The 19,772-nt window shown below is 67.5% G+C and carries 17 protein-coding genes; 9 read left to right on the top strand and 8 right to left on the bottom strand.

All coding sequences use genetic code 11. The features are described 5' to 3' along the window. The first annotated feature begins 1 nt into the window (after window position 1). From NHH73_16335 to NHH73_16325, 3 genes are all read left to right on the top strand, one after another. A complete protein-coding gene (locus NHH73_16335) occupies window positions 2–796 on the top strand; it encodes an ATP-binding cassette domain-containing protein (protein USX24198.1) in 795 nt (264 codons plus the stop codon). Then, window positions 789–1,241, top strand: a complete 453-nt coding sequence (locus NHH73_16330) for an RbsD or FucU transport (GenBank protein ID USX24197.1) — start codon at window positions 789–791, stop codon at window positions 1,239–1,241. The genes NHH73_16335 and NHH73_16330 overlap by 8 nt, the downstream gene beginning before the upstream one ends. 109 nt (window positions 1,242–1,350) lie before the next feature. Beyond that, on the top strand, window positions 1,351–2,514 hold the full coding sequence (locus NHH73_16325; protein USX24196.1) for an ROK family transcriptional regulator: 1,164 nt from the start codon (window positions 1,351–1,353) through the stop codon (window positions 2,512–2,514). 20 nt (window positions 2,515–2,534) lie between these two features. On the opposite strand, the gene NHH73_16320 is transcribed toward NHH73_16325, so the two are convergent. From NHH73_16320 to NHH73_16285, 8 genes are all read right to left on the bottom strand, one after another. Continuing rightward, window positions 2,535–3,677, bottom strand: coding sequence for a cellulase family glycosylhydrolase (locus NHH73_16320; GenBank protein ID USX24195.1), 1,143 nt, complete (start codon window positions 3,675–3,677; stop codon window positions 2,535–2,537). Between the two features lie 221 nt (window positions 3,678–3,898). After that, window positions 3,899–4,306, bottom strand: coding sequence for a type II toxin-antitoxin system VapC family toxin (locus NHH73_16315; GenBank protein USX24194.1), 408 nt, complete (start codon window positions 4,304–4,306; stop codon window positions 3,899–3,901). An 8-nt stretch (window positions 4,307–4,314) separates the two neighbouring features. After that, complete coding sequence (gene vapB, locus NHH73_16310; GenBank protein ID USX24193.1) at window positions 4,315–4,545, bottom strand: type II toxin-antitoxin system VapB family antitoxin; 231 nt, start codon at window positions 4,543–4,545, stop codon at window positions 4,315–4,317. Between the two features lie 241 nt (window positions 4,546–4,786). Next, window positions 4,787–5,434, bottom strand: a complete 648-nt coding sequence (locus tag NHH73_16305) for a PEP-CTERM sorting domain-containing protein (protein ID USX24192.1) — start codon at window positions 5,432–5,434, stop codon at window positions 4,787–4,789. Between the two features lie 147 nt (window positions 5,435–5,581). Then, window positions 5,582–5,977 (bottom strand): hypothetical protein, encoded by a 396-nt coding sequence (locus NHH73_16300; protein ID USX24191.1) that lies wholly within the window; start codon window positions 5,975–5,977, stop codon window positions 5,582–5,584. A gap of 118 nt (window positions 5,978–6,095) precedes the next feature. After that, window positions 6,096–11,531, bottom strand: coding sequence for a response regulator (locus NHH73_16295; protein ID USX24190.1), 5,436 nt, complete (start codon window positions 11,529–11,531; stop codon window positions 6,096–6,098). Beyond that, window positions 11,528–12,694 (bottom strand): response regulator, encoded by a 1,167-nt coding sequence (locus NHH73_16290; GenBank protein ID USX24189.1) that lies wholly within the window; start codon window positions 12,692–12,694, stop codon window positions 11,528–11,530. The genes NHH73_16295 and NHH73_16290 overlap by 4 nt, the downstream gene beginning before the upstream one ends. A gap of 38 nt (window positions 12,695–12,732) precedes the next feature. Then, window positions 12,733–13,365 carry a response regulator transcription factor gene (locus tag NHH73_16285; protein ID USX24188.1) on the bottom strand — a complete coding sequence of 211 codons (633 nt, stop codon included), beginning with the start codon at window positions 13,363–13,365 and terminating at the stop codon, window positions 12,733–12,735. A 502-nt stretch (window positions 13,366–13,867) separates the two neighbouring features. Between NHH73_16285 and NHH73_16280 the strand changes: the two genes are divergently transcribed. From NHH73_16280 to NHH73_16255, 6 genes are read left to right on the top strand one after another with little or no spacing between them, the layout of a single operon-like run. Further along, entirely contained in the window at window positions 13,868–14,611 is a 744-nt protein-coding gene (locus NHH73_16280) for a GntR family transcriptional regulator (GenBank protein ID USX24187.1), read from the top strand. Window positions 14,612–14,645: 34 nt separating this feature from the next. Further along, window positions 14,646–16,382: a fumarate reductase/succinate dehydrogenase flavoprotein subunit gene (locus NHH73_16275; protein ID USX24186.1), complete on the top strand. Its 1,737-nt coding sequence runs from the start codon at window positions 14,646–14,648 to the stop codon at window positions 16,380–16,382. 10 nt (window positions 16,383–16,392) lie between these two features. Continuing rightward, window positions 16,393–16,626, top strand: coding sequence for a ferredoxin family protein (locus tag NHH73_16270; protein ID USX24185.1), 234 nt, complete (start codon window positions 16,393–16,395; stop codon window positions 16,624–16,626). Window positions 16,627–16,643: 17 nt separating this feature from the next. Then, window positions 16,644–18,056 carry an ABC transporter substrate-binding protein gene (locus NHH73_16265; GenBank protein ID USX24184.1) on the top strand — a complete coding sequence of 471 codons (1,413 nt, stop codon included), beginning with the start codon at window positions 16,644–16,646 and terminating at the stop codon, window positions 18,054–18,056. Window positions 18,057–18,066: 10 nt separating this feature from the next. After that, window positions 18,067–18,933: an ABC transporter permease gene (locus tag NHH73_16260; GenBank protein ID USX24183.1), complete on the top strand. Its 867-nt coding sequence runs from the start codon at window positions 18,067–18,069 to the stop codon at window positions 18,931–18,933. Then, complete coding sequence (locus tag NHH73_16255; GenBank protein ID USX24182.1) at window positions 18,930–19,763, top strand: ABC transporter ATP-binding protein; 834 nt, start codon at window positions 18,930–18,932, stop codon at window positions 19,761–19,763. The genes NHH73_16260 and NHH73_16255 overlap by 4 nt, the downstream gene beginning before the upstream one ends. The last annotated feature ends 9 nt before the right edge of the window (window positions 19,764–19,772 follow it).

Genomic DNA, 19,772 nt, shown 5'->3' with positions numbered 1-19,772 from the left:
CATGACGATCTCCAATGCAACCCCGGTGTTCCAGGCGCGCGGCCTGACCAAGCGCTACGGCAACGTCACCGCCCTCGACGGCACCGACTTCGAACTGCGCGCCGGTGAAATCCTGGCCGTGATCGGCGACAACGGCGCCGGCAAATCCAGCCTGATCAAGGCCTTATCGGGCGCCATCGTGCCGGACACGGGCGAACTGCTGCTCGACGGTAAGGCCGTCCACTTCGGTTCGCCGATCGACGCGCGCCGCCACGGCATCGAAACGGTGTATCAGGACCTGGCCGTCGCGCCGGCGATGACCATCGCCGAGAACCTGTTCCTCGGCCGCGAGATCCTCAAGCCCGGCATCATGGGCAAATGCTTCCGCGTCATCGACAAGAAAAAGATGCTGTCCGAGGCGATCCGCCACATGCAGGATCTGAAGATCGGCATCCGCTCGATGCAGCAGGCGGTGGAAACCCTGTCCGGCGGCCAGCGCCAGGGCGTGGCGGTGGCGCGCAGCACGGCGTTTGCCCGCCACGTCGTCATCCTCGACGAACCGACCGCCGCGCTGGGCGTCAAGGAAGGCAATATGGTGCTGGAACTGATCCGCCGCGTGCGCGACCGTGGCCTGGCGGTGGTGCTGATCAGCCACAACATGCCGCACGTGTTCGAGATCGCCGACCGCATCCACATCCAGCGGCTGGGACGGCGCGCCGCCGTGGTCAATCCCAAGACCATCAGCATGTCCGACACCGTCGCCGTGATGACCGGCGCCAAGGACCCCGCCCACCTGCCGGAAGATGCCCATGCTTAAAGGAATCGATGCCGCGCTCACGCCCGAGTTGCTGAAGGTGTTGTGCGAGATGGGGCACGGCGACGAGATCGTGGTGGTGGACGCCAACTTCACGGCGGCGTCGCTGGGCCGTGGCAAGCCGGTCATCCGCATGCCGGGCATCGATCTGCGCCGCGCCTGCCAGGCGGTGCTGTCGGTGTTCCCGCTGGACCAGTCGGTGGAGCAACCGGTGGCCTACATGAAGGTCGAGCATACGCCCGAAGGCTACGCCTCCGCCGTGCAGCGCTCGGTCATCGCGCTGGCCAGCGAACTGGCCTCGGCCGCGCCCGGACAATGCGCCGCCGTCGAGCGTTTCGCCTTCTACGACCGGGTCGCCGGCGCCTACGCCATCGTGCAAACCGGCGAGGCGCAACCGTACGCCAACTTCATTTTTAAGAAGGGCGTGATCGGTGCCGCTCTGGCATAATTAAATAATGCCAAACAATCAAAAATTACAAAGAGAGACCGCGCCTGGTGGGGTTTCCACCGAGGCTGACATCCGGACGCTGCGCCCGCGCGGCTCCAACCAGATCGGCATGAGCCAGTTCAACGAACGGGTCGTGCTGCAAACCATCCGCTTGCAGGGCCCAATGCCGAAAGCCGATCTGGCCAGGCAGACCAATCTCAGCACGCAGACCATCTCGCTGATCATCAACCGCCTGCTCGAAGAAGGTTTGGTGCTTAAACTGGAAGCGCTGCGCGGCAAGGTCGGGCAACCGTCGGTGCCGATCGCGCTGGACCCGGACGGCGCGTTTTCGATCGGCATCAAGATCGCGCGGCGCAGCCTGGACGTGCTGCTGATCGACTTCGTCGGCAAGACGCGCGAGCGCTCGTCGCTGTCGTACACCTTCCCCGATCCGGACACGCTGTTCGTCGAAATCGAAAAGCAACTGGCGCTGATCCATGAGCGGCTCGGCCCGGTGCGCGCCAAGCGCCTGAGCGGGATCGGCATCGCCGCCCCGCTGGCCCTGGGCGGCTGGCAGAAGCTGCTCGGCATCGCCCCCGAGCAGGCGGAAAAATGGAACCGCATCGACATCCGCGAACGGGTGCAGGCGATGACCGGCTTGCCGGTGCAATTCGTCAAGGACACCGCCGCCGCCTGCGTGGCCGAACTGGTTGCCGGGCGGGGACGCAGCGTCAAGAGTTTCCTGTACGTGTACGTCGATACCTTTATCGGCGGCGGCCTGGTCATCGACAGCAATTTGCGCGGCGGCCTGCACGGCAACGCCGGCGCCATCGGCTCGATCCCGCTGGGCCTGGCGCGGCGCGGCGACGCCACCCAACCGGCGCAACTGCTCAGCGACGCCTCCTTGTTCAGCCTGGAGCGATCGTTCATCGCCGCCGGGCTCGACGAAGCGGCCTGTTTCGACGGCCGCGCGCTGCGCGAACCGTGGCGACCGCACACGATGGCCTGGCTGGACCATGCCGCGCGCGCCATCGCGCTGACCATCAACAGCGCCGCCTGCCTGCTCGACCTCGACAGCGTGATCATCGACGGCTCGTGCGAGCGCAGCCTGCTCGACGAGCTGCTGCCGCAGGTGGAGGCCGCGCTGGGCTACTACAGCTGGGAAGGCGTGTCGCGGCCGTCGGTGCTGGGCGGCACCATCGGCTCGGACGCCCGCGCCATCGGCGGCGCCCTGCTCCCGCTGTACGCCAACTTCGCCCCGGACAGCGACCTGTTCCTCAAGTCCGACAAGTAGGCGTACAGCTTGCCTGACGGTTAGTAGATCGACGCTTTCTTCGCCGTGTTGCTGATGCCATGCTGGCCGTACCACACCGTGTTGCCCCAGCTGGTGGTGGTGGACCAGTTGGTCATCAAGTCGAGCCAGGCGTTGGCGGCATCATTGCCCTGCGTCGACCACGCCACGTAGCCGACGCCGAATTGCTGGGCATACTGCATCAGCAGCGGCGCGTCAACCTTGGAGCCCAGATTGTTGTTGCCGTTGTTGTAGTTGTAGCCGAACTCGCCGATTAACAAGGCCAGGTTATTGCTCTTGTAGTTGTTCATCATGTTGTAGATGTCGTTCGGGTTGTTGAACCGGACGTACGCGTGCACCGAGAACAGCAGGTTGTGCCGTGGGTCGTGGTTGAGCAGGTCCCAGCCGTACAACAAGCCCGCGCTGGCGTCCTGGCCCCACGCGGGACTGTCGATCACGATGGTGGTGGTAAAGCCGGCGTTGCGCAGGGTGGTGATCGGCTGCATGTAGGCGTTGCGCCACTGCAGCGGTGTCATGTCGTTGTCGCCCCACTCGTTGGCGATGTTGATCATGGTGCTGCGCTCGTGCTTCTTGAGCACGGCGGCGACATCGCTGCGCACCCAGTAGTTTGCCATGCGCTGAAGCACCGCTGTGCTGTTGCTTCCGGTGCCGTCATGCAGTTCGACGATGGACACCATCTTCTGCGCTTCGATGGCGGTCAGGATCTGGTCGAGGCGCGACGCGGTGCCGTTCATGGTCCAGACGACGCGTATCAGGTTGGTCTTGCGCGCCGCCAGATTCGGCAACACGTTGACGGACTGGGTGTCGTACCACGCATGCGGGTTGTTGACGCCACGGGCGATGAAGGCGTTGCCATTGGCGTCCTTCAGCACGCTGCCGGACACTGTGAACCCCTTCGGCGCGCTGGCGACCACCATGCAAGATTGATTGTTTTCCCAGCCCCAACCATCGCCATCCGGGTCCGACGAGGCGCTCGCGCACTTGGGCGCCACCTTGCAGGACTGGTTGTTCTCCCAGCCCCAGCCGTCACCGTCCGGATCGGACGCCGCGCTCGAACAAGTCGGCGTAGCTTGGGCTTGGGCCTGCCCCACCGCCGACAACACGATCGCGCCGGCGATCAACAACTGCTTGATATACTTTTTCATCCATGCTCTCCAGTATTGTTATTAAGGGGAAGCCCCTCGTTTAATTATATGGAAGCAAATGGTGTGAATTTTCGATGAGGCGGTTTTTACAATCAGTTTAGCGTGGGGTGTGCTAAACCCCGGCTGGACCGGGGCGTACGCTAAACGTGAGCACAGCAACCGCCTTACACCGGCTCACCACGTTCACGCCCGACTGGCCTGGCGCCGGCTATGAAGCCTACTCATGTTGATGCCCCCCAATCCTCATACGACAGACCAGGTACGCGGCTGAATTCACGTACGTTATTTGTAACCACCACACAACCCGTAGAAATAGCGTGCCCGGCAATTGCGATGTCGTTCTCGCCAATGACCGATCCTGCCTTGGTTAGTTGGGTCTTCACCTCTATCGTCGCATCAACGGCGGCCTGATCCCATGGCAAGACCGCGTCCAGGCGCTTCACGAACTCATCAACCAGGTTTTTATGCTTGGGCGATGCCTTCTTGCCGATCTGCCCGTAGCGCATTTCGGCATAGGTAGCTGCCGAAATTACGATCCGATTGTTCTGCGCCACCTTTTCGGTCAATCGTTGCAAAACAGACACTGGGTGCTCGCGCATAATGAACGAGCAGATGTAGGTATCCAGCATGTACGTGGTCACAGACCAAACCTGCCTTCGTCATTGACAACGGCCTGACGCTCTTGCAGAAAGTCGGCATCGGCCTTGGGCAATTCAGCCAGCGATGACCAACTCGGGCGAACAGGACGCAGTGTAATGGTGTCACCGCTGCGCGTGATTTCCAGCTCGCCGACACCCTCATAAGACATGTCGGCAGGGAGGCGGATTGCTTGATTCTTTCCGTTTTTGAAAATTGAGACAGTACGCATAAGGCAACTCCCAAATATATGGCGGACATCTTCTATATAGCAGCCGATCATAGCATAGGCAAGACATATGCCTCACCGGCCGCGCCGTGACGGCATGGCGCAGCTGCTCGATGGCGCTGCGGAAGGCGACCGCTGCGCCGCGCGAGAAGCCCATTACGCCGATGCGGGCGGGATCAATGCGGCCTGCGGGACCCCGACCCACCTTCTGGTGTTCGCTTCGATACCTGCGCTACCGTCCTGGTCAAATTGCCAGTCCGGACCCGCGGCGGGCGCTGCGGCGGCGCGCCACGGCGCCGACCAGGGCCATGCCCGCCAGCATCATCGCGTAGGTTTCCGGTTCGGGTATCGGGGCCGCGCCCATGGTCCAGGTGCCCGGCATGGTGGCGGCGCCGTTGAACGTCGTATAGGTTTCGTAGCCGCCCCATGCACGGTCGCCGGTATTGGAGACGAGCAGATTGCTGAGGTCTTCAAAGCCCGGCGGCGTGCGAAGCTGGCGCTGCAGGCTGATGTCGAACACCGTCGGCAGGCCGTTGGCATCGACGGCGCCGATGTTCATCGTCACCGTATAGTTGGGATTCCACACCGAGCCTGGCGGAAAAGTCGGGTCTGCGCTCGGGTCCGGGTAGATCAGGGCCTGCTGCGCGAAATTTTCACTGAAGCGGTACATGTGGATCTGGGTGCCCGGGGCCCAGGTGGAGCCGGCGGTCAGCAGCGTCGGCGTGAAGATATGGGCGGTGATGACGCTGTACTGGATATACGTGAAGTCGCCCCGAATGGAGGTGAACTCGACCGGAATGACCTCGCTGATATAGTTGTACTGGTACGCATGGGCGGCGCCGCCGAACAAGCTGGCCAGCGTAAAGCAGATAGCAAAGAACAAGTTGCGCATAGTGCCTCCTGTATTTTTCGAGCGCGCCAAATCGGCGCAACGCGAGCTTAATACAGTTAGCAATTCTGCATGATAGTTTTTTTAATTAGAATCAGCGCGGTCCTAAGAATCGGGCAATCGAGCTTGGCCTTAGCCGGCGCAGGGGCGTCAGACGCCCTGCTTGAGCAAACGCTGGCAAGCCCCGTGGAACAGGCGCCCGGCCGGGGAAATCACGCCGTGCCGGCGCTGGCCGCACTCCTTTTCGGCATGCCCGCCTTCGCCGTTCTCCTCGTTCGCCAACGTCAGTTTGTCGCAACATTCGTACACCAGCGCCGCCAGCACGACATCCACCTCCAGCTTGCCGTCGGACACCTCCGCCTGCATGCGCTCGGTGACGTAGATGAAGGCGGCCAGCGCGTCACGGCCCAACAGCTCGCGCCGCGCCCGCACCGCAGTCGCAGGGTCCGAACCACGGACTTTCAGGCCGCGGTCGATCAACTGCAGGACCGACCGGTATTCCCTGACATACAGCTCGTAGTGCTCATATAGTGACGCCGTCCTCATTTTTACTCCTTGTGCCATGGTCCCGAGACAATGCCTCAAGCCGCTGCCGGGCACTATCAGGCAAGGAGGAAAATGGGGTAGGGATTTCCGTACATTCGTGTAGGGCAAGCCATCAGGTTCACAAATCCAGCGCGTGCTTGTGCGCGACCCAGCGCAGCGCGGCCCGGGCGCCGTCGAAGTCCCGCTCGTCGAGGCTGCGCTGGATTGCTTCGGCGTCCCAGCTGCCGAAGCTGGCTGCGAAGTCGGCGGCGCCGGCGGCGAACAAGGCGATCGCCCCGGTGTCGCCGGCAAGCATGAGCTGGTCCAACCTGCGCAGCTCGGCGAGCCAGTCGCCGGGGGCGCGCACGGTGCCGGTGGCCGCTTCCGCCGCCGGCGGCAGGCGCCGGTCCAGTTCGGCGCACAAGGCGGACAGCGCGCCGTCGAGCGCGTCGAGCGCGGCGGCCACCGCAGACGCCGGCGGCCCCTCCTCCATCGGCTGCCGCGCCGCGCGCTCCAGATCGCCGGCGAGCCGCGCCACGCGCGCCGCCCCGATGCTTTCGGCCAGGCCGCGCAGCGAGTGCGCGTGGCGCTCGGCGTCCGCATGGTCGCCTTGCGCGAGCGCGGCACGGATGCGCCGGGCGCGGTCGCGTTCGTCGCGGCTGAACATGCGCAGCACCTTGCCCAGCAAGGCCTCGTCGCCGTCGACGCCCCGGCGCGCGGCGGCCAGGTCCAGGCCCGGCACGGCGCCGTCGAACACCGCCTGCTGTTCGCGCCGGCCGCCGGGCGCGCCGGCCGTCAGGTAGCCGGCCAGCAGCCGGTGCAGCTCGTCCGGTATCAGCGGCTTGCTCAGGTGGCCGTCGAAGCCTTCCTCACGGCAGCGCTGCCGCTCGGCAGGCATGGTGTTGGCGGTCATGGCGATGATCGGCAGCGCGTCGAAACGGCTGTCTTGCCGCAGCCGCACGGTGGTGGCGTGGCCGTCGAGCTCTGGCATGTGCAAATCCATGAACACCAGCTGGTAGCGGCGCGCGGCGTCCACCGCGTGCAGCCGGTCGAGCGCCTCGGTGCCGTTGTTCGCCAGCTCGACCACCACCCCGCACGCCTCCAGCAGGCCGACGGCGATCTCCTGGTTGATTTCGTTGTCCTCGACCAGCAGCACGCGCGCGCCGTCGAAACGGGGCGGCGCCCGCCGCTGGTCCGGCGCGACCTGGCGCTGGTCCGGTGCGTACAGGCCCAGCAGCATGTCGACCATGGCGGCCCGCGTCACCGGCTTGACCAGGCAGGCGTCGACGCCGCCGTCGCACGGCGTGCGGTCCGGCTCGTCCCCCGCCACGTTGGTCAACAGCGCCACCTTGGGCGGCGCGCCATGGGCCGCTTCCAGCGCCGCGCCCCACTCGCGGTCCAGTCCCGGCATGCCGGCGTCGACCAGCACCAGGTCGTAGCGCGCCGCGCCGGACAACAAGCGCGAGACTTCCTGCCGGCAGGCGGCGGCTGCGGCGTCCAGCCCCAGGCTGTCCAATGTTCCCAGCAGCCCGGCGCGCGCGGTGGCGCTGTCGTCGACCACCAGCACCCGCAGGCCGTCCAGGGCCGCCGGCAAGCCCGGCGCGGGAGCCAGCCCTTCGCCGGCGCGCTCGAGCGACACCACGACGACGAAGCGGCTGCCGACACCGGGTTCGCTGTCGACGGCGATCGTGCCGCCCATCAGATCGACCAGGTTCTTGCAGATGCTGAGCCCAAGACCGGTGCCGCCGAAGCGCCGCGTCGACGAATTGTCGGCTTGCGTGAACGCCTGGAACAACTTGCCCAGTTGCGGCGCCGACATGCCGATGCCGCTGTCGCGCACGCTGAACTCGAGTTGCACGCGCGCGTCCTGCCCATCGAGCGCGCGCACCGCCAGCGCGACCTCGCCGCTGGTCGTGAACTTGAGGGCGTTGTTGAGCAGGTTGATCAGCACCTGGCCGAGCCGCTGGGCGTCGCCGCGCAGGCGCCGCGGCACGGCCGCCGGCACGTCGAAGTTGCATTCGAGCGCCGGGCCGCGCGCGCCGCCGGCGATCGCGGCCACGTGGGCCAGCAGGTCGTCGAGGTCGAAGTCGGCGCTTTCCAGATCGAGCTTGCCGGCCTCGATCTTGGAAAAATCGAGGATGTCGCTGATGATGCCCACCAGCGAGTTGCCGGCATTGTGGATTTTTTGCAGGTAGTCGCGCTGGCGCGACGGCGAGCCGGTGCCCAGCGCCAGGTACGACAGGCCGATCACCGCGTTCATCGGCGTGCGGATCTCGTGGCTCATGTTGGCCAGGAACATCGACTTGGCCTGCGTGGCCTCCTCGGCCCTGGCGCGGGCCGCCTCGGCCTGCTGGAACAGGCGGGCGTTTTGCAGCGCCGCGCCGAGGTGGGCGGCGATGGTGTCGAGCAGGCGCTGGTCGCTTGCCCGGTACGGGCCGGCGGCACCGACGGCGCGGCGCACCGACACCGCCCCGCGCACCACGCCGTTGGCGATGATGGGCACGTACAGGCACGATGGCGCCGCCGGCGCTTCGTCACCGTCGGCAACGCCGCCCGTCCCGTGGCAGGCGGCGTCGCCCGGCCCGAGCCCGGCCAGCTCGCCGCGCCCGCTGGCGACGAGCCGGGCCAGGGCCGCCTGGTGCGCCTCGGCCAGGCTGCCGGCGTGCTCGGGGCCGTGGACATAGGCCACCCGCAAGGTGCCGTCGGTGTCGTCCAGCAGGTTGATGCAGGTGCGTTCGGACTGGAACAGGCGGTGCACCTGGTCGCCCACCAGCGCGATCAACTGGTCCAGTTCGAGCTTGCCGGCCAGGATCTGCGCCACCGCGTTGACCGCCGCCAGCTCGGCGTTGCGCTCGCTCGCGGCGCGGTGCTCGCGTTCGGCCTCGCCGCGCTGCTGGTCGGCCAGCGCCTTTTGCCGCAACACCTCGGCCGTGCGCGCCGCCACCTCGCGCTCGAGCGCGCCGCGCTGGGCCGCCAGACGCCAGATCCGCAGCCGGTAGGCGCCGTACAGCGCCGCCAGGCCCAGCAGCGCTGCCGCGCCCTGGAACCACCAGGTTTGCCACCACCACGGCTGCACCCGCACCGGCAGCGCCAGCTCGTGCGCGCTCCAGACGCCGGCCCGGTTGGTGCCCCGTATCAGCAGCCGGTACTTGCCGGGCGGCAGGTTGGTGTAGGACGCGAGCCGGTGCCCGGCGTCGGCGTAGGTCCAGATGCGGTCGAAGCCGTCGAGGCGGTAGGCATATTGATTGAGCTCGGGCGCGGTGAAATCGAGCGCGGCGAAGCCGACCGCGAAGCTGTTGGCCTCGGCCGGCACGTCCAGGGTGGCCGGACCGGGGCCGCCGGCGGCGTGATTGTAGCGTCCCGGCGGCACCACCTTGCCGCCCAGGCGCACCTCGGTGACGGCCAGCGGCGCGGCCAGGCGCCACGGGCGGTAGCGCTCCGGACGCACGATGGTGACCCCGCCGGAGCCGCCGAACAGCAGCTCGCCGGCGGCGCTGGCGACGCCCGCGCGCGCCCAGTACGGCGAATACAGCGCGCCCTCGGCCGCGCCCAGCACGCCGACCGCATAGCTGTCCGGATCGATGACGGCGATGCCGTCGTCGGTGCTGGCCCAGATCCGCCCCTGCGCGTCCTCGAGCAGCTGGCAGATGCTGGTGTTGGGCAGACCCTGGGTCCGGCCGAGGCGGTGGAAGCGGCGCTGGCCGCCGGCCAGGCGTTCCAGCACGTCAAGGCCGCCGTTGGTGCCGACCCATAGCCTGCCGCGACGGTCGGTGAGCAGGGTGTTGACGCTGGGATGGGACAGCGCCGCCGGATCGGCGCGGTCGCCACCTATCCATTCGAGCACGGCGCCGCTGACCGCGTCGACCCGGTTCAAGCCGGCGGTGGTGCCGACCCACAGCGAGCCGTCCGGACCGGGCTGCAGGTCGCTGATCTCCATGCCGCCGAGCCCTGCGACCGCGCGCACCTTGACCAAGTCCAGCCCGCCGGCGCCGTCCGCGCGCGCCTGCAGCAGCCCGCTGGTCGCGGTGCCGATCCACAGGCTGCCGGCGGCCTCGCTGAGCGTGCGCACATGCACCCGGTGGTCGAGCCAGGGCGCGCGCAGCGGCTTGGCGGCGCCGCCGTCGGCGTCGGCGCGGAACAGGCCCGACTCCGTGGCCAGCAACACCTTGCCGTCCCGCCGGGCATACAGCGCGGTGACGTTGGCGGCCGACGCCGTCGCCGGCGTGCCCGCGGGCGTCGACGACGGCGGCCAGTGCCCGACGCGCCGGCGTTGCGGGTCGACCACGTCCGCCCCCTGGCGCAGCAGGCCGACCCACACACTGTGGTCCGGCGCCTCGGCCACGCTGGTGGCGTCGTTGTCGCTAAGGCCGGGACGCGAGTTCTGGCGCGGCGCCAGCGACAGCGCCGCCTGGGCCGGCGCGCGCTGGTTCAGTCCCTTGTCGGTGCCGATCCACAGCGCGCCGGCGCGGTCGGTGAACAGGGTGTGCACGACGCCGCTGGCCAGACCGCCCGGCACCAGCGCCTCGTAGGTCAGGTGGCGCGCGCGGCCGCTGGCACGCTCGATCACGGCCACGCCATAGGAATAGGAACTGACCCACAGTTCGCCAGGCACCGGTTCGGCGAAGGCGGTGACGTTGACGTGCTTCATCAGCGCGGCGGCGGCGGCGCCGGCGGCGTGGCGCCCGACGCGGCCGGTGCGCGGGTCGAACACGAACACGCCGGCGCCGTTGGTGCCGATCCACACCATGCCGGCGTGATCGACGAACAGGGCCAGCACGGCCACGCCGCGGCGCTCGTACCCCGGCAGCGCCACCCTGGTGAAAGCGCCGCCGCCTGGCGCCCGCCAAGCCAGGCCGTCGTCCGTGCCGGCGAAGACGGTGCCGTCGGCGCCGACCGCCAGCGCGCCGACCAGGTCGGCCGGCAGGCTGGCCGGATCGGTTGCATGGTGAAGGTAGCGCGTGGCGCGCGCGCGGGCGGGATCCTCGGGAGCATCCAGGTGCAACAGCCCGCCGCTGGTGGCCAGCCACAGGCCGTCGCCGCCGTCGCCGGCGATCGCGTGAACGCCGCCGGCGGCCAGACCGGCGCTTTGGGGGTTGTAGGTGACGAAGCCGTCATCCTCCGGCACGTAGCGCGCCAGGCCGCCGTTGGCGGTACCCGCCCACAGCCGGCCCTTGCGATCGGTGTACAGCGCGACGACGTAATTGTCCGGCAGCGAGCGCGGATCGTCGGGGTCGTTGGTGTAATTTTGGAAGCGGTAGCCGTCCCAGCGCGACAGGCCGCCGGCGGTGGCCACCCACAGGAAGCCGTGCGGGTCTTGGGCGATGGCCGACACCAGGACGTTGCCCAGACCCTGTGGGGCGCCGACCGCCTGGAACATCGGCAAGGTCAGCTCGGACCAGCGCTCGGGGGCCGTCGTGGCCGGTTTTGCCGTGCCGCCGGCCGGCGTCAGCCGCGCCGACGGCCCGGCCGCGCTTGCCCCGGCCACCGCCCCCGCGCAGCCAGCCAGCGCGGCGCCAAGCAGCAAGCGCGCCATTGCCCGGCGCGCGCGGGCGGCGCGGCGGCGCTCCGGCCTCATGCCGGGTCCGGCGGCAGTTGCACCACGATGCGGGTGCGGCCGCCCGGCCCGCTGGCGATGCTCAACCGGCCGTCCAGGCTGAGCACGCGCTCGCGGATGCCGAGCAGGCCAAACGAGTGCGGCCGCGCGCGCGCCGGGTCGAAGCCCCGGCCGTCGTCCTCGACCTCCAATTCGCAGCCCGTGGCCGCCAGGCGCAGCGAGACCGAAGTCTCGCTGGCGTCGGCGTGGCGGGCGACGTTGGTGAGCGACTCCTGCACGATGCGGAACACGGCCACGGCCTGGCGCTCGCTGAGCTGACCGTCGCCCAGCGCCAGGGCCAGGCTGCAATCGAGCCCGCTGTTGCGGCGGAACTCGTCGACCAGCCATTCGAGCGCCGCGCCGATGCCCAGGTCGAGCACGGTCGGGCGCAGGCAGGTGGCAACGTTGCGCACCACGCCGATGGTGCGGTCGACCAGTTCGGTCATGCCGCGCACCTGCTCGTTCAGGCCGGGGATGTCGGCGCCGAAGCGCACCCGCAGCAGCGCCGCCTGCATGCGCAGCGCCGTTAGCGATTGCCCCAGCTCGTCGTGCAGCTCGCGGGCGATGTGCTTGCGCTCGTCCTCGCGGGCGCATTCGCGGTGGGCGCTGAGCTCGCGCAACTCGGCGGTGCGCTCGGCCACCTGCAATTCCAGGCTGTCGCGGTATTGCTGCAGCACCCGTTCGGCCGCGCGCCGTTCGCGGTTCTCGTCCTCCAGCTGGGCGTTCTGCGCGACCAGCTTAGTCCGCATGGCGGCCAGCCGCAGGTGGGTGGTCACGCGCGCGAGCACCTCCTCGGCCTGCAAGGGCTTGGTCACGTAGTCGACCGCGCCGGCGGCGAAGCCGGCCACCTTCTCGGCCGTGCCGGTGAGCGCGGTCATGAAGATCACTGGCACCGCCGCGCCCGGCCCGTCGCCGGACTTGAGCCTGCGGCACACCTCGAAGCCGTCGATGTCGGGCAACATCACGTCGAGCAGGATCAGGTCGGGGGGAGCGAACGCCACCCGGCGCAGCGCCTCGCCGCCGCTGTGCGCCACCGCCAGGCGCAGGCCATGGCGCTGCAGCATGGCCACCGCCACGGTCAGGTTGGCCGGCGTGTCGTCGACGATCAGGATGGTGCGCTCGCGCAGGTGCAGGTCAACCGGCATGGCGGTTCCCCGTGGCGGCGCGCGGCGGCATCGCCGGCCTACTGGCCGAGCGCGTGATCGATGCCATATCGCAGCATGTCGGCATTGCTCTGGAAACCCATCTTCTGCATCAGGCGCGCCTTGTGGGTGCTGACCGTTTTGTTGCTGATGGCCAGCTCCTCGGCGATCTGGTTGACGCTTTTGCCGCCGACGAACAGGCGGAAGATGCTCAGCTCGCGGTTGGACAACTGCTCGTGGGGCCGCTCGGTCTGCCCGGCCTCGCCCTCGAACACCATTTGCTCGGCCAACCCCGGATCGATGTAGCGCCCGCCTGCGGCGACCTTGCGCACGGCCAGCAACAAGGTCTCGGGATCGCCGTCCTTGGTCATGTAGCCGTTGGCGCCGGCCTTGAGCGCGCGCCGCACCACCAGCGCCTCGTTGTGCATGCTCAGCACCAGGATCGGCAGGGTCGGCGCGTGGGCGCGGATGCGCCCGATCAGCTCAATGCCGCTGATGCCCGGCATCGACATGTCCAGCAACACCAGATCGCACGCCACACCGCGCAAGCTTTCGATCACCTGCCCGCCGTTGGTGGCCTGGGCGACCACCGTCACGTCGCCCGCGAGGGCGAACAGCTGCAGCAGGCCGCCGCGTACGATCGCATGGTCGTCGGCGATCAGGATTCTTATCATGGTGGGGTGCAACTCTCCGGAATAAATCGTATCAAAGGTAGCGATCATGCTACCAGACAACACACCGGTCACGTCTTCCTGTTCCATTGTTACAACAACCCTTGCCGGACGGCGTGTGGTGGGGGGCGGCGTGTGTCTGCTGTGCTCATTGTCGTTCTCCTTGTCGGCATCGGCTGGCGCTAGCCGCAGCATGCCCGGATCCCCACGGGTTCGCCATCGGGCGCGCCTGATTGCGCTGTAGGGAAATCCTTACGCGGGTGTTCCGGCGCGCGGCCCACACGGTTGCGGATGCAGAATCCGGGAAAGTGTTGCACAACCGCGCCTGCGCACACGTTCTCCCTTGTTGCCCCCCTCGCGCCTCCCGCCGCGTAAAATTTTCCGCATAAGCAAACACACAATCATTCGTTCACACGCCGAAACAGCCTCGATAGACTGCAAGCTCTTTCGATCGTCATGACCTGTTATGACAGGTTATGGCGGCTTATGCCGACCAGGTGAACCGATGACCAATTTTCGTACCGTTGAACTGTCCCCCGTCCCGCTCTATACGCAGGTGAAGGAAAACCTGCGCGAGCGCATCCTCGACGGCAGTTATCCCGCCCACGCCAAATTGCCCGCCGAGAGCGAGCTGAGCACGATATTCGGCGTCAGCCGCATCACCGTGCGCCAGGCGCTCAACGACCTGCAAAAGGAAGGCGTGATCTTCAAGATCCCCGGCAAGGGCACATTCGTCTCCAAGCCGAAGGCGTTCCAGCAGTTGACCCAGCTCGAGGGCTTCGGCGAGGCCATGGGCCGCATGGGCTACGAGATCTACAACCAGGTCACCAGCCACAAGACCATCGCCGCGCCGGCCCATGTGGCGCAGCGGCTGGGTTTGGCGCCCGGCGCCGACGTGGCCGAAATCAAGCGTGTGCGCCACCTGAACCGCGAGCCGGTGTCGCTGGAGGTGACCTATCTGCCACCCGACATCGGCGAGCGCCTGCGCCGCGAGGATCTGGCCGGGCGCGACATCTTCCTGATCCTGGAAAACGATTACGGCATCGCGCTGGGCCGGGCCGACCTGCAGATCGACGCCATGCTGGCCGACGACACGCTGGCCCACGCGCTGCGCATCGAGGCGGGCACGGCGTTGCTGCGCATCGAGCGCCTGACCCACGCGGCCGACGGCACGCCGCTCGACTTCGAATACCTGTATTTCCGCGGCGACGCCTTCCAGTATCGCCTGCAGATCGCGCGCCGAGGCTGAGCGCCCCTGTCGTTTTCAACACGGAGTGAACACTATGCAAACCATCATCGAAACCGTCGACGTGCTGGTGATCGGCGGCGGCACAGCCGGCCCGATGGCCGCCGTCAAGGCCAAGGAAGCCGACCCGACGCTGCGCGTGCTGCTGCTGGAGAAGGCCCACGTCAAACGCAGCGGCGCCATCTCCATGGGCATGGACGGGCTCAACAACGCCGTCGTGCCCGGCTTCGCCACGCCTGAGCAGTACGTCAAGGAGATCACCACCGCCAACGACGGCATCGTCAACCAGCGCACGGTGATGGCCTACGCTCAGAACAGCTATCCGATGATCGAGGAGCTGGACCGCTGGGGCGTCAAGTTCGAGAAGGACGAAACCGGCGATTACGCGATGCGCAAGGTGCACCACATGGGCACCTACGTGTTGCCGATGCCCGAGGGCCACGACATCAAGAAGGTGCTGTACCGCCGCCTCAAGCGCCAGCGCGTGGAGATCAGCAACCGGCTGGTGGCGACGCGGCTGCTGACGGCGGCCGACGGCAGCATCGCCGGCGCCATGTCCTTCGACTGCCGCACCGGCGACTTCCACGTGATCCGCGCCAAGGCGGTGGTGCTGGCCACCGGCGCCGCCGGGCGGCTGGGACTGCCGGCCTCGGGCTACCTGTTCGGCACCTACGAAAATCCGACCAACGCCGGCGACGGCTACAGCATGGCATATCACGCGGGCGCCGAACTGTCGGGCATCGAATGCTTCCAGATCAATCCGCTGATCAAGGATTACAACGGCCCCGCGTGCGCCTATGTGACCGGCCCGTTCGGCGGCTTCACCACCAATAGCAAGGGCGAGCGCTTCATCGAATGCGATTACTGGAGCGGCCAGATGATGCAGGAGTTCTACAACGAACTGCAAGGCGGCAACGGCCCGGTGTTCCTCAAGCTGGACCACCTGGCCGAGGAAACCATCAGCACCATCGAAACCATCCTGCACACCAACGAGCGGCCAAGCCGCGGCCGTTTCCACGCCGGACGCGGCACCGATTACCGCGAGCAGATGGTGGAGATGCACATCTCGGAGATCGGCCTGTGCAGCGGCCATTCTGCCTCCGGCGTCTGGGTCAACGAGCACGCCGAGACCACGGTGGCCGGCCTGTACGCGGCCGGCGACCTGGCTTGCGTGCCGCACAACTACATGCTGGGCGCCTTCGTCTACGGCAAGCTGGCCGGCGAGAGCGCGGCGCGCCGCTGCGCCGACACCGAGCTGGCGCCGCTCGACGAGGCGCAGGTCGAGGCGGAACGGACACGCGTCTGGGCGCCGCTCGACCGGCCCGACGGCTTGCCGCCGGCCCAGGTCGAATACAAGCTGCGCCGCATGGTCAACGACTACCTGCAACCGCCCAAGGTCACCCGCAAGATGGAAATCGGGCTGACCCGGTTCGAGGCCATCCGCGCCGACCTGGACCGCTTGTCGGCCGCCGGTCCGCACGAGCTGATGCGCGCGCTGGAGGTGCACGCGATCCGCGATTGCGCCGAGATGGCCGCGCGCGCCTCGCTGTTCCGCACCGAGAGCCGCTGGGGGCTGTACCACAACCGGGTCGACCATCCCGAGCGTAATGACGCCGACTGGCTGTGCCACGTGCAGCTGAAGAAGGTCGACGGCAAGATGACCTGTTTCAAGCGTCCGCTGGAGCCGTACATCGTCGCCCTCGACGAACAGGAGAAGCAGGCCTATCAACGACTGCGGATTGCCGCCCCGCAAGCCGAAGCGCTTGCCGTTTAAGGAGCTCACCATGCCCATCGCACTCAACCCAAGCAGCGTGCCGGTCCGTGTCAACGAAGAGCTGTGCATCGCCGACAAGGGCTGCACCGTGTGCGTCGATGTCTGCCCGCTTGACGTGCTGGCCATCGACTTCACCAAAGGCAAGGCCTTCATGAAATTCGACGAATGCTGGTACTGCATGCCCTGCGAAAAAGATTGCCCGACCGGCGCCGTCACGGTCGATATTCCTTACCTGTTGCGCTGACCTTTCTGGAGAATGACATGTTCTTGCATCGCACTTCGACCACCCTGCTGTTGGCGGCCCTGAGCGCCGGCGCGGCCAACGCCGAAACCATCCGCATCGCCATCGGCACCCAGGACACCACCATCAACTGCGCCACCGGCGGCCTGTTGATCCGCGAACTGAAGCTGCTGGAGAAATACCTGCCGCGCGACGGCAAGTACAAGGACGCGCAATACGACATCGTTTGGAAAAACTTCACGTCCGGCGCACCGCTGACCAACGAGATGGTTGCCGGCAAGCTCGACATCGGCTCGATGGCCGACTTCCCCGGTTCCTTCAACGGCGCCGCCTTCGAGAAGGCCGGCAAGAAAAGCCTGTTCATCAGCGTGCTGTCGGGCAGCGTGCAAGGCAGCGGCAACGGCATCGTGGTGCCAAAGGCGTCGACCGTGCAGTCGCTCGCCGAGCTGAAAGGAAAAACCATCTCGGTGCCGTTCGCCTCCACCGCGCACGGCATGCTGCTGCGCGCCATCAAGGCGCAAGGCTGGGAACTGGACAAGGACATCACCGTCGTCACGCAGGCGCCGGAAGTGGCCGGCTCCGCGCTGCAAAGCAACAAGATCGACGCGCACGCCGATTTCGTGCCGTTCGCCGAACTGTTTCCGCACCGTGGCTACGCCCGCAAGATCTTCGACGGCTCGCAGGCCAAGTCCCCCACCCTGCACGGCAGCCTGGTCGACGCTTCCTACGCGGCCAGGTATCCGGAGATCGTCACCGCCTTCCTGCGCGCGGCCATCGAGGCCGACCGCCTGATCACGGCCGAGCCGGAGAAATATAGCGAACTGATCGCCAAGGTGACCGGCATCGAGGCCGAGGTCGACTACCTGTTCCACGGCCCGCTGGGCTTGCAGACGCGCGACTTCAGCTGGAAACCGGAATACCGCCAGGCCGTCAAGACCTCGATCGACACGCTGCGGTTGATGAAGCGCACCGACAACGACCTCGACGTCAACACCTTCATCGACGACCGCTACCTCCGCGCCGCCTTCAAGCAGGCCGGCCTGGACTACGAGGCCCGGCTGAAGAACTACAACCGCCTGCCGCTGGTGGCCAAGGACGCGGCGACCGGAAAGCCGATCACCGACTTTTCGCGGCTGGTGCAGATCTGGGTCGATGGCGAGCCGCTGGTGCGCCATTACACCAGCGCCGACGCCGCCTTCACCGCCCTGCGCGGGCTCGAGAAGGACGGCAAGAAGGTACGCGTGGTCTACGCCCATGACCGCGACAGCGGCCTGAAGCTGTTCGCCCGCGACGCCTGGTTCGTCACCGCCAAGGGCGACACCAGCGCCTTCCTGACGCGCGCGGCGGCCGACGCGTGGGCGGCGCGCAATGGCGGTTCCGTACTCGACTTCGCCGCGTTGCGGGGCAACACGTCCGCGCTCGCGGCAAAATAGGAGCGCGCCGATGGAGAGCACACAGCAAGCGCCGGGCGGCAACGGCATCGGGGCCGTCGGTGCCTCGGGCCGCGGCATCGGCAGTGGTGCCGGCCTTGGCGCAGGCGCCGCCCGCTGGAGCGCCGGCGCCACCTCCCTGGTGGTGTGCCTGCTGGCCTGGCAATGGGCCTCGGCCAGCCACCTGAACCTCGGCCTGGTGACGTTTCAAAACGTGCCGCCGCCGACCGAGGTCGCGCACGCCGGTTGGACCCTGCTGCAATCGCCGCAGTTGCTGGGCCACCTGAAGGCCAGCGTGGCGCGCGTGTTCAGCGGCTTCCTGGTCGCCGCGCTGCTCGGCATCCTGCTCGGCCTGGCCATCGGCCGCTCGCGCCGGCTGGAAAGCTGGCTGATGCCGCCGCTCGAAATGCTGCGGCCGATCCCGGCGGTCGCCTGGATACCGCTGGCGATCCTGATGTTCCCGTCGTCCGAGTTGTCGATGGTGTTCATCACCTTCACCGGCGCGCTGTTTCCGATCCTGCTCAACACCGTCCACGGCGTCGAGAACATCGATCCGCGCCTGGTCGCCTCGGCCCGCAGCCTGGGCGGCGGACGGCGCGCCATCTTCACCGAGGTGGTGCTGCCGGGTGCCGCGCCGAGCATCGTCACCGGCCTGTCGATCGGCATGGGCACCGCGTGGTTCTGCCTGGTCACGGCGGAGATGATCTCCGGCCAGTTCGGCATCGGCTACTACACCTGGGCCTCGTACACGATCCAGAACTACGCCGACATCGTCGTCGGCATGCTGGTCATCGGCCTGCTGGGCATGGGCAGCAGCGCGCTGGTCAAAACCATCGGCCAGGTCCTGATGCCCTGGCACCAACCGGAGGGCAAGCCATGAGCGTGGGCCAAATTGACATCGACAAGCTGCATCTGCGGGTGGGACACGGCGCCCAGGCGTTCGAGGCGGTGCAGGACGTCAGCCTGACGGTGGCCCCGGGCGAGTTTGTCTGCCTGCTCGGCCCTTCCGGCTGCGGCAAGTCGACCTTGCTCGGCGCGCTGGCCGGCCATCTGCGGCCGAGCCGTGGCGCCATCACCGTCGACGGCCGCGCCATTGACGGCCCGCACGCCGAACGGGGCCTGGTGTTCCAGCACCACACGCTATTCCCGTGGCGAAAAGTGGTCGACAACGTCGCCTTCGGCCTGAAGATGCAAGGCGTGCCGCGCGCCGAGCGCCGCCGCCGCGCGCTGGAGTTGCTGGCCCTGGTGGGACTGGAGGCGTTCGCCGGGCACTATCCGGCGCAGCTGTCGGGCGGCATGAAGCAGCGCGTCGAAATCGCGCGCGTGCTGATCAACCATCCGCGCGTGATGCTGATGGACGAGCCGTTCGGCGCGCTCGACGCGCAAACGCGCCTGATGATGCAGCAGCTGTTGCTGGATTTGTGGGCGCGCATCCGCACCACCATCGTCTTCATCACGCACGACATCGACGAGGCGCTGTTCCTGGCCGACCGCGTGCTGGTGATGAGCCCGCGTCCGGGACGCATCATCGAGCAGATCGCGGTGCCTTTTGCGCGCCCGCGCGACGCGTCGCTGGTGACATCGCCCGAGTTCACGGCGCTCAAGCGGCGCTGCCTGCAACTGCTGCATCCGGCCAACGCCGATCTGCCGCTGGAACGACTCAGCCCGTTGGGCGCGCCTACGCTGCGCCAACTGCAATTCGCCATCTAAAAGGACCCC

Source organism: Oxalobacteraceae bacterium OTU3CINTB1, from assembly GCA_024123955.1.
In the GTDB taxonomy this organism is placed as follows: Bacteria; Pseudomonadota; Gammaproteobacteria; order Burkholderiales; family Burkholderiaceae_D; genus Rugamonas.
Note: the sequence above shows the minus strand (reverse complement) of the source record. Positions and strands in the feature narration are given on the sequence as shown.

Excerpts from the sequence above, each read along its gene's own strand:
- NHH73_16335 (USX24198.1), top strand. The coding sequence starts at position 2 with ATGACGATCTCCAATGCAACCCCGGTGTTCCAGGCGCGCGGCCTGACC.
- NHH73_16330 (USX24197.1), top strand. The coding sequence starts at position 789 with ATGCTTAAAGGAATCGATGCCGCGCTCACGCCCGAGTTGCTGAAGGTG.
- NHH73_16325 (USX24196.1), top strand. The coding sequence starts at position 1,351 with ATGAGCCAGTTCAACGAACGGGTCGTGCTGCAAACCATCCGCTTGCAG.
- NHH73_16320 (USX24195.1), bottom strand. The coding sequence starts at position 3,677 with ATGAAAAAGTATATCAAGCAGTTGTTGATCGCCGGCGCGATCGTGTTG.
- NHH73_16315 (USX24194.1), bottom strand. The coding sequence starts at position 4,306 with ATGCTGGATACCTACATCTGCTCGTTCATTATGCGCGAGCACCCAGTG.
- vapB (USX24193.1), bottom strand. The coding sequence starts at position 4,545 with ATGCGTACTGTCTCAATTTTCAAAAACGGAAAGAATCAAGCAATCCGC.
- NHH73_16305 (USX24192.1), bottom strand. The coding sequence starts at position 5,434 with ATGCGCAACTTGTTCTTTGCTATCTGCTTTACGCTGGCCAGCTTGTTC.
- NHH73_16300 (USX24191.1), bottom strand. The coding sequence starts at position 5,977 with ATGAGGACGGCGTCACTATATGAGCACTACGAGCTGTATGTCAGGGAA.
- NHH73_16295 (USX24190.1), bottom strand. The coding sequence starts at position 11,531 with ATGAGGCCGGAGCGCCGCCGCGCCGCCCGCGCGCGCCGGGCAATGGCG.
- NHH73_16290 (USX24189.1), bottom strand. The coding sequence starts at position 12,694 with ATGCCGGTTGACCTGCACCTGCGCGAGCGCACCATCCTGATCGTCGAC.
- NHH73_16285 (USX24188.1), bottom strand. The coding sequence starts at position 13,365 with ATGATAAGAATCCTGATCGCCGACGACCATGCGATCGTACGCGGCGGC.
- NHH73_16280 (USX24187.1), top strand. The coding sequence starts at position 13,868 with ATGACCAATTTTCGTACCGTTGAACTGTCCCCCGTCCCGCTCTATACG.
- NHH73_16275 (USX24186.1), top strand. The coding sequence starts at position 14,646 with ATGCAAACCATCATCGAAACCGTCGACGTGCTGGTGATCGGCGGCGGC.
- NHH73_16270 (USX24185.1), top strand. The coding sequence starts at position 16,393 with ATGCCCATCGCACTCAACCCAAGCAGCGTGCCGGTCCGTGTCAACGAA.
- NHH73_16265 (USX24184.1), top strand. The coding sequence starts at position 16,644 with ATGTTCTTGCATCGCACTTCGACCACCCTGCTGTTGGCGGCCCTGAGC.
- NHH73_16260 (USX24183.1), top strand. The coding sequence starts at position 18,067 with ATGGAGAGCACACAGCAAGCGCCGGGCGGCAACGGCATCGGGGCCGTC.
- NHH73_16255 (USX24182.1), top strand. The coding sequence starts at position 18,930 with ATGAGCGTGGGCCAAATTGACATCGACAAGCTGCATCTGCGGGTGGGA.